Raw genomic sequence first — 14,168 nt, forward strand, 5'->3', positions numbered from 1 at the left:
GCGAGCTTAACCGTCGGAAACGAGCAGTGAGATACTGCGAGGATGCCGTCCGCCACCGCCTCGCTGAGCGTCGAAGACGCCATCAACCGGCGTCGTGGCGACCTCATCGAGCTCTCTCATTCGATCCACGCCGAGCCCGAGCTGGCGTTTGCCGAGCACCGCAGCTGCGCCAAGACCCAGGCGCTGGCGGCCGAGTACGGCTTCGAGATCACCGCGGGTGCCGGTGAGTTGGACACCGCGTTCCGCGCGTCGTACGGCAGCGGCGAGCTGGTGATCGGCGTCTGCGCCGAGTACGACGCCCTGCCCGAGATCGGCCACGCCTGTGGGCACAACATCATCGCGGCCTCGGCTGTCGGTACCGCGCTGGCGCTGGCCGACGTGGCCGACGACCTCGGCCTGACCGTGGTGCTGGTCGGTACTCCGGCCGAGGAGCTCGGCGGCGGAAAAGTGTTGCTGCTCAACGCCGGAGTGTTCGACGACATCGCCGCGACGGTGATGCTGCATCCCGGTCCGGTGGACATCGCCGCCGCCCGTTCGCTGGCGCTGTCGGAGGTGACCGTCGATTACGTCGGCCGGGAGTCGCACGCGGCCGTGGCGCCGTATCTGGGGGTCAATGCCGGGGACGCGGTCACCGTCGCGCAGGTGGCCATCGGCTTGTTACGTCAACAGCTCATGCCCGGGCAGATGGTGCACGGCATCGTCACCCACGGCGGGCAGGCCGCCAACGTCATTCCGGGGCGCGCCGAGATGCGCTACACCATGCGGGCCACCGCCATGCCGGCGCTGCGCGAGTTGGAAGAGCGGATGGCCGGGTGCTTTTCGGCCGGGGCGCTGGCCACGGGTTGCCAACACCGGGTCACCGAGATCGGACCGGCCTACGCCGAAATGGTGCCCGACCCATGGCTTTCCGAGACCATCCGGGCCGAGATGGTGCGGTTGGGCCGAAGCCCGTTACCGGAGAACGTGGAGGCAAGTGTGCCGCTGGGCAGTACCGACATGGGCAACATCAGTCAGGTGATGCCCGGAATCCATCCGGTGATCGGTATCGACTCGGGCGGGGCGGCGATCCACCAGCCGGCGTTCACCGCGGCAGCGGCCGGCCCGAGCGCCGACCAGGCTGTGGTGGAAGGCGCGATCATGTTGGCGCGCACCGTGGTTGCGCTGGCCGAGACACCGGCGCAGCGCGACCGGGTGCTGGAGGCCCAGCGGGTGAGGCGGGCGTCATGAGTGTGTTGCAGCACGCCGCTGCCCGCTGGTTGTCGGCCCATTACGACGAGATGGTGTCGTGGCGCCGGCACCTGCACGCACATCCGGAGTTGGGCCGCCAAGAGTTCGCCACCACCGAGTTCGTCGCCAACCACCTCGCGGACGCGGGGCTGAATCCCAAAGTGCTGCCCGGCGGTACCGGGTTGACGTGTGACTTCGGGCCGGAGGATGGGCCACGCATCGCCCTGCGGGCCGACATGGACGCCTTGCCGATGGCCGACCGGACCGGCGCGTCGTACGCCTCGACGGTGCCCAACGTCGCACATGCCTGCGGGCATGACGCCCACACCGCGGTACTGCTCGGCGCGGCGATGGCCCTGTCGTCGGTCCCCGAGTTGCCGGTGGGGGTGCGCCTGCTGTTCCAGGCGGCGGAGGAGCTGATGCCCGGCGGCGCGATCGACGCGATCAATGCCGGTGTGCTCAACGGGGTGAGCCGAATCTTCGCCCTGCACTGCGATCCGCGGCTGGCGGTGGGGAAGGTGGCCACCAAGCCCGGCCCCATCACCTCGGCGGCCGATTCCATCGAGATCACCCTGCACTCACCTGGCGGGCACACCTCCCGGCCGCATCTGACCGGTGACCTGGTCTACGGGCTGGGCACGCTGATCACCGGGTTGCCCGGCGTGCTGTCGCGTCGCATCGACCCGCGCCACGACACCGTGATGGTGTGGGGCGCGGTCAATGCGGGCGTGGCCGCCAACGCCATCCCGCAGATCGGCACCCTGGCCGGAACCATTCGCACCGCCAGTCGCGACACCTGGCTCACGCTGGAATCCATTGTGGAAGAAACAGTTACGTCGCTGCTGGCCCCGCTCAACATCTCCCACAGCCTCAACTACCGGCGCGGGGTGCCCCCGGTGGTCAACGAAGAGGTGTCCACGCGCATCCTCACCCACGCGATCGAGGCCGTCGGCCCCGACGTCCTCGCCGACACCCATCAGTCCGGCGGCGGGGAGGACTTCTCCTGGTACCTCGAAGACGTTCCCGGTGCCATGGGCCGTCTCGGGGTGTGGAGCGGTCAAGGGCCACAGCTCGATCTGCATCAGCCCACCTTCGACATCGACGAGCGCGCGCTCGGCGTGGGCGTGCGCACGATGGTCAACATCGTCGCCGCCTCTGGGTAACTTTCGGCCCCCTCTGCCCCGCGAGCGTGCGTGTTTGCCTCCAGACACGCCGCATGAGCGCTCCTAGGCTGTCGACATGACAGCTGCGCCTGACGATCAACTGGCTTCGGCGACGGCGGCGATACGGGAGTCCGAGTCGCTCAAACGCCAACTGGCCGCGGCGCGGACGCATGCCGAGGAGTCGGCTGCGCGCGCCGGTGAAGCGGGCGGCCGCCTGGGCGCCGAGGCGCGCGACGTCCACAAGCTGGAATCGTTTTCGCTGACCAAGATCTGGGCCCACCTCAAAGGTTCGCACCACGACGACCTGGCGCGTGAGACCGCCGAACACCAGGCCGCGGAGTACGAGTACCTGACCCAGCGGGCGCGTGCCGAGGCCGACGAGCGCCTCGTCGAGCATCTGACCGTCCGCCTCGCGGCACTCGGCGACGTGGCTCTCGCATTGGAGCAGGCGCTGAGCGCCAAGGAACGCTGGCTTCAGGACAACCATCGTCCCGGATCGACCAGGCTCCTTGAAATCGCTGGTCGCCGTGGAGAATTGACGGCTGAGCTCAACGAGATGGCGGAGGCCACCTCGGCCGGCCGACTGGCGTTGACGGATCTGCGCACCGCCGCTGAACAGCTCGACAGCGCACGGTCATGGTCGGCATATGACACCTGGTTCGACGGCGGCATGATCGCCAGCCTCGTCAAGGAGGGCAGGCTCGACAGCGTGTCATGGTCGATGCGTTCTGCCGACACCCATCTCAAGCAGTTCACCGTCGAGCTGGCCGACGTCCATATGGAGGGCGTGCGACTCGTCGAACTCCGCTCCATGACCAGCGTTTTCGACGTGTGGTTCGACAATTTCTTCACCGATTTCATGGTGCGCGACCGGATCATCGAGGCACAGGGGAAAGTCGATCAGGCCATTACGGGCGTCAAGCAGATCCTCAGGCAACTCGATCAGCGCGCGCAGGCGGCCAACCACGAGTTGACCCTGCTGCGAGCCGAACGCGCGGACATCTTGGCCTGATCTCGCCAGTGCTCAGATCCGCGCCTTACGTCGACCCCGCTTGAATCACGCTCGCGCGGCGTCAGACCAGTCAGGGTCCGATGTTGCGGGACGGGCGGGTGCGCAAATCGTGCACATATTCCTCCGGCGCGCCGGCGATCTCCGCGGCGTCGGCCATCACCCCCAGATAGCGGGCCGAGGGCAGACCGCCTTCCCAGGCATCGACCACATATAGCCAGGCCAGCACGGGATCGGTGGTGGTGTCCGACGACAACCGGTCCACCCGGCAGCGGATCTTTTTGTGGAACCCGAGTTCGGAGCCCTCCCAGCGGTCCAGCGAGTGCTCATCGGCCGACGTCATGTCGTAGAGGACGACGAACACCTTGGACAGCGGGTCCTCCACGACGGTGGCCAGCGCGCCTTCCCAGCCGATGTCTTCACCGCCGAACGTCAACCGCCAGCCGTGCAACCACCCGGTACCCGCCATCGGCGAGTGCGGAGCCCGTTCGAGCATTTGCTCCGGGTGCATATTCGATCCATACGCGGCGTACAGCGGCACGGTTAGACAGCTTAATCGGCGAAGTTCGTTAGGTTGGTCCAGTGGCTACCCGCATCGTGATCATCGGCGGCGGACCCGCCGGATATGAGGCGGCGCTGGTCGCCGCCGCCCGCGGCCCGGAGGTCGCGCATGTCACCGTCGTCGACAGTGACGGCATCGGCGGCGCGTGCGTGCTGTGGGACTGTGTGCCGTCGAAGACCTTCATCGCCTCCACCGGGGTGCGCACCGAGTTGCGGCGCGCACCCAACCTGGGCTATTCGCTGGACTTCGAGCAGTCCATCATCTCGTTGCCCCAGATCAACGAGCGGGTGAAGACGCTGGCCGCCGCGCAGTCCGTGGACATCGCCCAGCGGCTGCGCAGCGAGGGCATCGACCTGGTCGCCGGCCGCGGCGAGCTGATCGACGACGTGCCGGGCATGGCCCAGCATCGGGTCAAGGTCACTGCCGACGACGGCGAGGTCAGCCAGCTCACCGCCGACGTGGTGTTGATCGCCACCGGCGCCAGCCCGCGGGTGCTGCCCAACGCCGCGCCCGACGGCGACCGCATCCTCAACTGGCGTCAGTTGTACGACCTCGACACCTTGCCCGAGCATCTCGTGGTGGTGGGTTCGGGGGTCACCGGCGCCGAGTTCGTCAACGCCTACACCGAGCTCGGCGTGACGGTGACGGTCGTGGCCAGCCGCGACCAGATCTTGCCGCACGAAGACTCCGACGCCGCCGCGGTGCTGGAGGAGGTGTTCTCCGAACGCGGTGTCACGTTGGTCAAGAACGCCCGCGCGGAGTCGGTGACCCGTACCGACAGCGGGGTGCGCGTGACGATGAACGACGGCCGCGTCGTCGAGGGCAGCCACGCCCTGATGACGGTCGGTTCGGTGCCCAACACCAGCGGTCTGGGCCTGGAACGGGTCGGCATCGAGCTCGGCCCCGGCAATTACCTGACCGTCGACCGGGTGTCGCGGACGTCGGTGCCGGGTGTCTACGCGGCGGGCGACTGTACCGGTCTGCTGCCGCTGGCCTCGGTCGCCGCCATGCAGGGACGCATCGCGATGTACCACGCTCTCGGTGAGGCGGTGGCCCCGATCCGGCTCCGCACCGTCGCCGCGGCGGTGTTCACCCGGCCGGAGATCGCGGCGGTCGGTGTTCCGCAGGCCAAGATCGACGACGGGTCCGTGCCGGCCCGCACCCTGACCCTGCCCCTGAACACCAATGCCCGGGCCAAGATGTCCAGCCTGCGCCGCGGCTTCGTCAAGATCTTCTGCCGCCCGGCCACCGGTGTGGTGATCGGCGGCGTGGTGGTGGCGCCTATCGCCTCCGAGCTGATCCTGCCGATCGCGTTGGCCGTGCAGAACGGCATTCCGGTCACCGACCTGGCCCAGACCTTCTCGGTGTATCCGTCGCTGTCGGGCTCGATCACCGAGGCGGCGCGCCAGTTGATGAAACACGACGACCTGGACTAGAGAATCAGGCGGATACCCCATCGTCCACGTAGCCTGGGAATTGTGACTGACCCGATCTCAGCACCGGGCGACGGGCAAACCTTCCTCGGTCCGCAGCAAAGGGCGCAAGCCTGGCAACGACTCGGCGGTGAACAATTCGACGTAGTGGTCATCGGTGGCGGTGTGGTGGGGGCCGGTGCGGCTCTCGATGCCGCGACCCGCGGCCTCAAGGTGGCGCTCGTGGAGGCCCGCGATTTCGCCTCCGGGACATCGAGCCGCAGCTCCAAGATGTTCCACGGTGGGCTGCGCTACCTGGAGCAGTTGGAGTTCGGTCTGGTCCGTGAGGCGTTGCACGAGCGGGAACTGAGCCTGACCACGCTGGCACCGCATCTGGTCAAGCCGCTGCCCTTTTTGTTCCCGTTGACCAACCGGTGGTGGGAGCGGCCGTATGTGGCGGCCGGGATCTTTCTGTACGACCAGCTCGGTGGCGCGAAATCCGTTCCGGCACAAAAACATCTGACCAAGTCCGGGGCCCTGCGGCTGGCGCCCGGGCTCAAGCGGAGCTCGCTGATCGGCGGAATCCGTTACTACGACACCGTCGTCGACGATGCCCGTCACACCATGACGGTGGCCCGCACCGCCGCCCACTACGGCGCGGTGGTGCGTTCGTCGAGTCAGGTGGTCGACCTCCTGCGGGAGGGCGATCGGGTGGTCGGGGTGACGCTGCGTGACTCCGAGGACGGCGCCGTCACCGAAGTGCGGGGCCACGTCGTGGTCAATGCCACCGGGGTGTGGACCGACGAGATCCAGGCACTGTCCAAGGAGCGTGGGCGGTTTCGCGTGCGGGCCTCCAAGGGTGTGCACATCGTGGTGCCGCGCGATCGGATCGTCAGCGAAGTGGCGATCATCCTGCGTACCGAGAAGTCGGTGTTGTTCGTGATCCCGTGGGGGACACACTGGATCATCGGCACGACCGATACGGATTGGAATCTCGACCTCGCACATCCCGCAGCGACGAAAGCCGACATCGACTACATCCTCGGCCATGTCAACACCGTGCTGGCCACGCCGTTGACCCATGACGACATCGACGGTGTCTACGCCGGGTTGCGTCCGCTGCTGGCCGGTGAGAGTGAGGAAACCTCCAAGCTGTCGCGTGAGCACGCCGTCGCGGTGCCTTCACCGGGGTTGGTGGCCATTGCCGGCGGCAAATACACCACCTATCGGGTGATGGCGGCCGACGCGATAGACGCTGCCGCAGAGTACATCCCGGCCCGGGTGGCACCGTCGATCACCGAGAAAGTCCCGTTGATGGGCGCCGACGGGTATTTCGCCCTGATCAATCAGACCCAGTCGGTGGGCAAACACTACGGGCTGCATCCCTACCGGGTTCGGCACCTGCTGGACCGCTACGGCTCGTTGATCGGTGAGGTGCTACAGATGGCCGAAGGGCGGCCCGACCTGCTGGAACCCATCACCGATGCGCCGGTCTACCTCAAGGTCGAGGCCTACTATGCCGCCGCGGCCGAGGGCGCGCTGCATCTGGAGGACATCCTGGCGCGGCGGATGCGGATCTCGATCGAGTACCCGCACCGAGGCCGCGACTGTGCCCGCGAGGTCGCCGAAGTTGTTGCCCCGGTGCTGGGTTGGAGCACCGAGGATGTCGATCGTGAGGTGGCCACCTACATCGCCCGGGTGGAGGCCGAGGTGCAGTCGCAACGCCAACCCGACGACGAGTCCGCCGATGCGCTGCGCCAGGCCGCGCCCGAGGCCCGCGCGCAGATCCTCGAACCCGTGCCGCTGAATTGAGGGTGCGTTGAGAAAGCCGCCCCCGCTGCCGGTGCGGGACGGTCTGGGCCCGGCCCGGTTGCGGCTTCTCGGGGGCAATGTGCGCGACGAGTTGGACAACCGTTTCGGCATCGGCGCGAAAGTGCTTGCCGGCGAGGTGGTTCTACCGGACGGCTCGATCGTCGACGAGACGACGACGCTTCCCGCTGGGGCGTACGTCTACTTCTACCGGGACCTGGTCGAGGAGGTAGAGGTGCCGTTCGACATCCCGGTGCTGTACGTCGACGACGACATCGTCGTCGTCGACAAACCTCATTTCCTGGCCACCATGCCCCGCGGCGCGCACGTCGCCCAGACCGCGTTGGTGCGGCTGCGCCGGGATCTGGACCTGCCGGAGCTCAGTCCGGCGCATCGGCTGGACCGGCTCACCGCCGGCATGCTGTTGTTCACCGTGCGCCGTGAGATTCGGGGGAGTTATCAGCGACTGTTCGCCGAGGGCCGGGTGCGCAAGACCTATCTGGCCCGCGCGACCGGCACCCCGACGGTGGCTCTGCCGGCCACGCTGCGAAGTCGGATCATCAAGCAGCGCGGTCGGTTACAGGCTTTCGAGGAACCCGGTGAACCCAATGCCGAAACCTACGTCGAACCCCTCGGGAACGGACTGTACCGGCTCACCCCGCGTACCGGGCAGACGCATCAATTGCGGGTGCACATGGCCTCGATCGGCCTGCCGATTGTCGGTGACTCCTTGTACCCCAACGTGATCGGAGTCAGCCCAGACGATTTTGACCATCCGCTGCAGCTGCTGGCCCAGCGTCTGGCGTTCACGGACCCGGTCAGCGGCGCCGACCGCGAGTTCGTCAGCGCGCGAACTCTGGGTTGAGATTCAGTGGTGCCATCTGGTTCGGCCGTCGCCACGGTCGAGCAGTACCCGAAGCTCAGCGGCCCAGGTGCGGATCCGGAGCCGGTCGAGGAGCGCGCGTAGCCCGGCGATGGCCAGGCCGCACAACACCGCTGTGCCCAGCCAGACGGACACCGCGGCGGCGATCGCATAGGTTCCGGCGCTGGACGGCGACAGCGGCGCCGACACGCGGCGCCCGTTCTCGTCGACCCAGATCGGCACGGTGTCGCCGGCCTTCAATGAGCGAGTCGGGCGCACGGCACCGGTGTGCGGGGTGCCGTTCGCCGTCCACGTCACGGTGGCTGTGGCGGTCGTGCCCTCGTCGGGCATGGCTGTCGCGGGGGTGTCGTCCACCACCGTCGCCTGCACCGGCTTGCGGGTCTGCGCCTGGATCTCGGCGGTGCGAAGCGTGTGTGCGTAGACGTTCTCCCCGACGGTGACGGCGTGCGGGATGACCAGGACGACGAAGATCGCGACGAGCACCATGGCCCATGCTTCGAACCGATCGGATCGCCGGACGAGCGGGTTCCGGCCGAGTGCCCGCAGCACCCACCAGCGACGCCGATTGACTCTCATGCAGCCTGGTCCCTCCGATCTTGGCTACCCCTCCATGCTGACACTGCGGTAGCGACTCAATCCACCCCCCGTCGGGGTGTTCTACTGACGGGGTGAACCGGGAGACCTTTGACCATCTGTTCGACATGACCGACCGGACCGTGATCGTCACCGGCGGTACCCGCGGCATTGGATTGGCCCTCGCCGAGGGTTTCACCCTGGCCGGTGCGCATGTGGTGGTGGCCAGCCGCAAGCCGGATGCGTGCGAGAAGGCGGCCGAGCATTTGCGCGGTCTCGGAGGTCAGGCGATCGGGGTGCCCACCCACAGCGGCAGCATCGACGACCTCGGCACCCTGGTGGAACGCACGGTCGCCGAGTTCGGCGGGATCGACGTGGTGGTCAACAACGCCGCCAACGCACTGGCCCAGCCCCTGGGCCAGATGACGCCGGAAGCCTGGGCGAAGTCCTATGAGGTGAACCTGCGCGGACCGGTGTTTCTCGTGCAGGAGGCCTTGCCGCATCTGAAGGCCAGCGCCAAGGCAGCAGTGCTGAACATGGTGTCGGTCGGGGCGTTCAACTTCGCGCCGTCGCTGTCGATCTACGCCTCGGGCAAGGCCGCGCTCATGTCGGCCACCCGGTCGATGGCCGCCGAGTTCGCCCCGCTCGGTATCCGGGTGAACGCCCTGGCGCCGGGGCCGGTCGACACCGACATGATGCGCAACAACCCGCAGGAGGCCATCGACCACATGGTGGGTGGCACCTTGATGAAACGCCTGGCCCGTCCCGACGAGATGGTCGGCGCGGCGCTGCTGATGTGTTCTGACGCCGGTAGCTACATGACCGGGCAGGTGATCATCGTCGACGGTGGCGGGACGCCTCGGTGACATCGGCAAGACTGCCGGTGCCAACCGACAGGATCTGGCTGCGGTTCTCCACGTGCAGTGCCGTCTCCAGGCAGCCGGCGTCGAGGTTGGCCCACAGGACCTGTTTGGTCGATTCCAGACCGAATTTGCCGTAGCCACAGAGGGTTTCGGCGATTTCCAGGGCTGCGTCGAGCAGGTCGGCGGTGTCGTCGACGACGCGCGTCACCAGACCCAGCCGTAGCGCTTCGGCCGCGTCGACCGCCCGTGCGGTGAGGATCAGATCGAATGCCGGACCCGCGCCGATGATTCGGGGCAGCGTGTAGCTCACGCCGATGTCACAGCCGCCGATGCCCAGCTTGATGAACTGCGTGCAGAACTTGGCCGCCGGTCCGGCGATGCGGATGTCACTGGCGGCGGCCAGCGCGAAACCGCCGCCGTAGGCCGCGCCGTTGACCGCGGCGATGACAGGCTGGCGCAGGCGGTGCAGCTTGACCGTCAGGTTGGCGATGCGTTCCTGCCAGCGCATGCCCGAGCGGGGAAACTCGGTGCCGCCACCGGCCTCGGGCGGATTGGGGTTGCTCAGATCCAGGCCCGAGCAGAATCCGCGTCCGGCGCCGGTGAGTACGACGACGCGGCACTCGTTGTTCGCGGCGATCGTGTCGAGGGTGTCGTGCAGGGCCTCGACCAGCTCGTAGGACAAGGCGTTGAGCTTGTCGGGCCGATTGAGTGTGATGACGGCGATGTCGGGCCGCGGATAGGCCAGGTCGAGTGGCTCTGCGAGGGGCATGAGCGGACACTAGCCGGTGCTGTGCCACCCGTTGACGCCAACGGCGATCATCCGTAGTTGTTTGACCGCGGTGCGGTGGATGGCCTCGACGGCTGACGCATCGCCCGCGTCTTCGAGCGCTTCTGCCGTCGAGATCATCGCGTTGACGAACAGGGTCGCCAGGATGTTGAGATCCTCGCTGCTCCAGTCCTTCATGGCCGGGAATCGGGCCAGGTCGATCGCGAGTTCGGAAGTGATTAGCCGGATCTCGGTGCGGATTGCGTACCGCAGTACCGACACGCCGCTGGAGCGTTCCCGGGCGATGAACCGCCAGTGCTCGCGCCGGTCGTTGACACTGCCGATCAGGATCTCGGCCGAGGATTCGATGACGTGGTGCGGATCGAGCTTGCCGGCACGCGCACCCCGCAGCATGTCGCGCAGAGAGCGAAATGACTCGTCGATGAGGACGAGTCCGAGCGCGTCCATCGAGTCGAAATGCCGGTAGAACGCGGCGGGCACGATGCCGGCCTCGCGGGTGACCTCCCGCAGGGACAGCGCACTGAAGCTGCGGTCTTTCAGCAGCGTGAGCGCCGCGGCGATGATTGCGCGGCGGGTGGCTTCCTTGCGTTCTTCCCGGGACAGCGTGTCCCGCGAGCGGGAGCTAGATGTTCGTGAAGTGGGCGTACGTCTGTTCACTGATGTGAACCCTACCACTTGCTGCATTTTTATCGTTGACAGATGCGCTTGTGCACGCGCACTGTGTACACATGTTCACTCAAACTATGGCTGAAGGCGTTGGTCGACGGCTGCTGGCCGGCCCCCGGCTGAGTGCGCTCGCGAACTTGCTCACCGGACCGCACGGCGTGGATCGTTACACCGAGCTGGTCGAGCCGACGTGGACCCGCGGCGAGGCCCGCGCCAAAGTGGTGGCGGTGCGGCGACAGACGTCGCGCAGCGTCACCCTGACCCTGGAGCCCAATGCGGCGTTCGCCGGGTTTCGAGCTGGTCAGCACATCAACCTCTCCGTCGAGATCAACGGCCGACGTCTCACGCGGTGCTATTCGCCGGCGAACGCCGAAGGCGCGCGGCACCTGGAATTGACCATCGGCCGTCACGACGGCGGGCTGGTCTCGAACTACCTGTGTGACCACGCGTATCCGGGGATGGTCCTCGGTCTCGATTCGGTTGGCGGTGACTTCGTGCTTCCGGAGGTCCGGCCGCAGCGCATCTTGTTCGTTTCCGGCGGCAGTGGGATCACCCCGGTGCTGTCGATGCTGCGCACCTTGCGTGCACAGGCGTTCACCGGCGAGATCGCGTTCGTGCACTACGCGCGCAGCGCCGACGAGGCCTGCTACCGCACTGAGCTGGCGGGCATGTTCGGCGTGCGGGTGCTGCACGGGTTCACGCGCGACGGCGGCGGCGACTTGGACGGCCATTTCGGTCCGGCGCATCTGGCGGCTGCTTTCCCGGACGCGACGCCGGACGCCGTGTTCGTCTGCGGTCCGCCCGCGCTCGTCGACACCGTCCGCGAACACTGCCCGGGTGCCCACTCGGAGAGCTTCGTGCCCCCGACCTTCGCGGTGTCCGGGGAGGCGACGGGCGGCACGATCACCTTCACCGACAGCTCCGTGACCGTCACCGACGACGGCCAGACCCTGCTTGCGCAGGCCGAGGCTGCCGGGCTGACTCCCGAGAGCGGATGCCGCATGGGTATCTGCCACAGCTGCACCCGGCTCAAGAGCCGCGGCGCAGTACGCAACTTGATCACCGGCGCGGTGTCCACCGCGGATTGCGAAGACATCCAGATCTGCGTCACCGCACCCGTCGGTGACGTCGACATCGATCTCTAGTCCGGAAAGGCGGAGCCATGACTCACTACACCCTGACCCCCGACCAGTTCGAGGAGTTCGGTCGCGAACTCGACACCATCCGCGAGCGCGCGCTGGCCGATCTCGGCGAGCGCGACGCCACCTATATCCGCGACATCATCAAGATGCAGCGCAAGCTCGAGGTCGGCGGTCGCGCGCTGTTGTTCTTGCCGCCGGCCTGGCCGGTCGGGACGGTGATGCTCGGGCTGTCGAAGATCCTCGACAACATGGAGATCGGCCACAACGTCATGCACGGCCAGTACGACTGGATGGGCGATCCCGCGCTGCGCGGCCAGAACTTCGAATGGGATTCGGCCTGCCCGTCCAACCAGTGGCGTCACTCGCACAACTACATGCACCACACCTACACCAACATCGTCGACATGGACCGCGACATCGGCTACGGCATCCTGCGCATGAGCGAGGACCAGAAGTGGAGTCCGTACTACCTGGGTAATCCCTTGTATGCCTTCCTGTTGATGGTGTTCTTCCAGTACGGCGTGGCCCTGCACGAGCTGGAAACCGAACGCATTCGCTCCGGTGAGATCCGGCTGCGGGACAAGAAGGACATGCTGCGTGAGATGTGGGCCAAGGTCCGCAAGCAGACCGTCAAGGACTACGTGGCCTTCCCGCTGCTGGCCGGACCGTTCGCGCCATTTGTGTTCGCCGGCAACATGACTGCCAATCTGATGCGCAACGTGTGGTCCTACACCATCATCTTCTGCGGACACTTCCCGGAAGGCACTCACGAGTTCACCATCGAGGAAACCCAGAACGAGACGCGCGGGCAGTGGTACTTCCGCCAGCTGCTGGGCTCGGCAAACCTCAGCGGTGGCAAGTGGTTCCACATCTTCAGCGGCAATCTGTCGTTCCAGATCGAACATCACCTGTTCCCGGATATCCCGGCACACCGTTATGCCGAGATCTCCGGCGAGGTCAAGGAGATCTGCCAGCGCTACGGCCTGCCCTACAACACGGGCCCGATCCACAAGCAATTCGCGTCAGTGGTGCGCAAGATCGTGCGGCTCGCCTTCCCGTGGGGCGGTAAGCCGAAGGATCCGAAGCCGGCCGTAGAAGAGCCTGCTGTCGAAGAGTCTGCACCCGAACCGGTTTCGCAGCCGATCTGCGAGCCTGAACTCGTCAATTGCTGATCTGAATCCGGTCCTTGGCACCGGCCCTCCTGGCCCACCCCGTGGCAATATCGGAACCACGAGTGGTCATCCGGGCTCCGAGGTGGCAGGAGGGAGCCCGAGGTGCTGACCGCGAAACTCTCAGAACGGCGGGGGTGGTCCGTATTCTTCGGCGAGCCAGATTTGGTATTGGCGTTCGACGTCGAGGTCGTTGTTGATTTCGGCGCGTAGGTGTCGTTCTTCGGCGATGCGTTCTTGGCGTTCTTGTTCGCGGGTGTGGCTGCGTTTGGGCATCTTCATGCCACGGTGCGGACTTTGCGCCTCGGGATCGGGGAGGTTGAGGTCCCCGGTCGACTCGCCCAGGATGGGAAACAGCGTCGCGCCGTGGGCTTCGGTGGTGTAGGTGTGCCCGGTGGGTGTGTTGAATTCAACGGTGCCATCAGGTGATTGGCGATCGACCCAGCCGGGACAGAACGTTTTGACGAGATGGTGTGTGCGGCAATACATTTTGGTGTTCGACGGATGGGTCGGCCCGGCCGGATAGGGCACGGTGTGGTCGACATCGCAGTACTGTGCGGGCCGGTCACAGCCGGGGAACCGGCAGGTCAGATCCCGCCAGAAGATGAACTCCCGCAACGCCACCGACGGGCGATACCCAGGCTCTGGAGCAGAGGTCCTGGCGGTGGAGGCTGGCGCGGCCTCACTACTGTCAGCCGCCGCGCGGGTGGTCTCGGGGGTGGGGTTGTCGTCGGGTAGGCGCACCGGTTTGCGGGTGGCGTTGGCGGCCAGGTCGCGCACGCTTTGGGCGGGCACGATCCCGTAGCCGGGTAGGTAGCCGGGGGTGGGGCTGTTGGCATCGAGGGTGGCTTGCTCAGCCAGCAGGTGCACCACCGCGGCATCGGCAGCAGCCCGGGTGCCCGA

Annotated in this window: 14 protein-coding genes; 9 read left to right on the forward strand and 5 right to left on the reverse strand. The window is 66.8% G+C overall.

Going from position 1 to position 14,168, the window contains the following annotated elements; genetic code table 11:
- The first annotated feature begins 42 nt into the window (after positions 1–42).
- From A5699_RS12360 to A5699_RS12370, 3 genes are all read left to right on the forward strand, one after another.
- The gene (locus A5699_RS12360) at positions 43–1,227 is read left to right on the forward strand and encodes a M20 family metallopeptidase (RefSeq protein ID WP_067769623.1); all 1,185 of its coding nucleotides are present in this window, start codon (positions 43–45) and stop codon (positions 1,225–1,227) included.
- Positions 1,224–2,390, forward strand: coding sequence for a M20 family metallopeptidase (locus tag A5699_RS12365; RefSeq protein ID WP_067769625.1), 1,167 nt, complete (start codon positions 1,224–1,226; stop codon positions 2,388–2,390). The genes A5699_RS12360 and A5699_RS12365 overlap by 4 nt, the downstream gene beginning before the upstream one ends.
- 76 nt (positions 2,391–2,466) lie before the next feature.
- Positions 2,467–3,402, forward strand: a complete 936-nt coding sequence (locus tag A5699_RS12370) for a hypothetical protein (protein WP_067769627.1) — start codon at positions 2,467–2,469, stop codon at positions 3,400–3,402.
- Positions 3,403–3,472: 70 nt separating this feature from the next.
- On the opposite strand, the gene A5699_RS12375 is transcribed toward A5699_RS12370, so the two are convergent.
- A complete protein-coding gene (locus A5699_RS12375) occupies positions 3,473–3,940 on the reverse strand; it encodes a gamma-glutamylcyclotransferase (RefSeq protein WP_067769629.1) in 468 nt (155 codons plus the stop codon).
- Positions 3,941–3,981: 41 nt separating this feature from the next.
- Between A5699_RS12375 and A5699_RS12380 the strand changes: the two genes are divergently transcribed.
- Genes A5699_RS12380 through A5699_RS12390 form a run of 3 tightly spaced genes read left to right on the forward strand, consistent with a single transcriptional unit; the run spans position 3,982 to position 8,047 of the window.
- On the forward strand, positions 3,982–5,397 hold the full coding sequence (locus A5699_RS12380) for an NAD(P)H-quinone dehydrogenase (protein ID WP_067769631.1): 1,416 nt from the start codon (positions 3,982–3,984) through the stop codon (positions 5,395–5,397).
- Between the two features lie 42 nt (positions 5,398–5,439).
- Positions 5,440–7,185 (forward strand): glycerol-3-phosphate dehydrogenase/oxidase, encoded by a 1,746-nt coding sequence (locus A5699_RS12385; protein ID WP_067769633.1) that lies wholly within the window; start codon positions 5,440–5,442, stop codon positions 7,183–7,185.
- A gap of 7 nt (positions 7,186–7,192) precedes the next feature.
- A complete protein-coding gene (locus A5699_RS12390; RefSeq protein WP_082957680.1) occupies positions 7,193–8,047 on the forward strand; it encodes a pseudouridine synthase in 855 nt (284 codons plus the stop codon).
- Positions 8,048–8,050: 3 nt separating this feature from the next.
- Here A5699_RS12390 and A5699_RS12395 read toward each other — a convergent pair whose 3' ends face one another.
- The gene (locus A5699_RS12395) at positions 8,051–8,641 is read right to left on the reverse strand and encodes a hypothetical protein (RefSeq protein WP_067769642.1); all 591 of its coding nucleotides are present in this window, start codon (positions 8,639–8,641) and stop codon (positions 8,051–8,053) included.
- 92 nt (positions 8,642–8,733) lie between these two features.
- Here A5699_RS12395 and A5699_RS12400 point away from each other — a divergent pair, with 92 nt between their 5' ends.
- Complete coding sequence (locus tag A5699_RS12400; RefSeq protein WP_067769643.1) at positions 8,734–9,504, forward strand: SDR family NAD(P)-dependent oxidoreductase; 771 nt, start codon at positions 8,734–8,736, stop codon at positions 9,502–9,504.
- Here A5699_RS12400 and A5699_RS12405 read toward each other — a convergent pair.
- Both A5699_RS12405 and A5699_RS12410 read right to left on the reverse strand, forming a co-directional pair.
- A complete protein-coding gene (locus A5699_RS12405; protein WP_067769645.1) occupies positions 9,473–10,270 on the reverse strand; it encodes an enoyl-CoA hydratase/isomerase family protein in 798 nt (265 codons plus the stop codon). The two genes, A5699_RS12400 and A5699_RS12405, sit on opposite strands and share 32 nt — an antisense overlap.
- 9 nt (positions 10,271–10,279) lie before the next feature.
- Positions 10,280–10,945 carry a TetR family transcriptional regulator gene (locus A5699_RS12410; protein ID WP_067769647.1) on the reverse strand — a complete coding sequence of 222 codons (666 nt, stop codon included), beginning with the start codon at positions 10,943–10,945 and terminating at the stop codon, positions 10,280–10,282.
- A 71-nt stretch (positions 10,946–11,016) separates the two neighbouring features.
- Here A5699_RS12410 and A5699_RS12415 point away from each other — a divergent pair, with 71 nt between their 5' ends.
- Both A5699_RS12415 and A5699_RS12420 read left to right on the forward strand, forming a co-directional pair.
- Positions 11,017–12,099 carry a ferredoxin reductase gene (locus A5699_RS12415; protein ID WP_067769652.1) on the forward strand — a complete coding sequence of 361 codons (1,083 nt, stop codon included), beginning with the start codon at positions 11,017–11,019 and terminating at the stop codon, positions 12,097–12,099.
- A 17-nt stretch (positions 12,100–12,116) separates the two neighbouring features.
- The gene (locus A5699_RS12420; RefSeq protein ID WP_067769654.1) at positions 12,117–13,268 is read left to right on the forward strand and encodes an acyl-CoA desaturase; all 1,152 of its coding nucleotides are present in this window, start codon (positions 12,117–12,119) and stop codon (positions 13,266–13,268) included.
- Positions 13,269–13,388: 120 nt separating this feature from the next.
- Here the strand turns inward: A5699_RS12420 and A5699_RS29560 are convergent.
- On the reverse strand, positions 13,389–14,168 hold a 780-nt coding region (locus A5699_RS29560; protein WP_231965696.1), incomplete at its 5' end, for an HNH endonuclease signature motif containing protein.

Origin of the sequence: Mycobacterium sp. E802 (assembly GCF_001666875.1) — a bacterium.
GTDB lineage: Bacteria > Actinomycetota > Actinomycetes > Mycobacteriales > Mycobacteriaceae > Mycobacterium.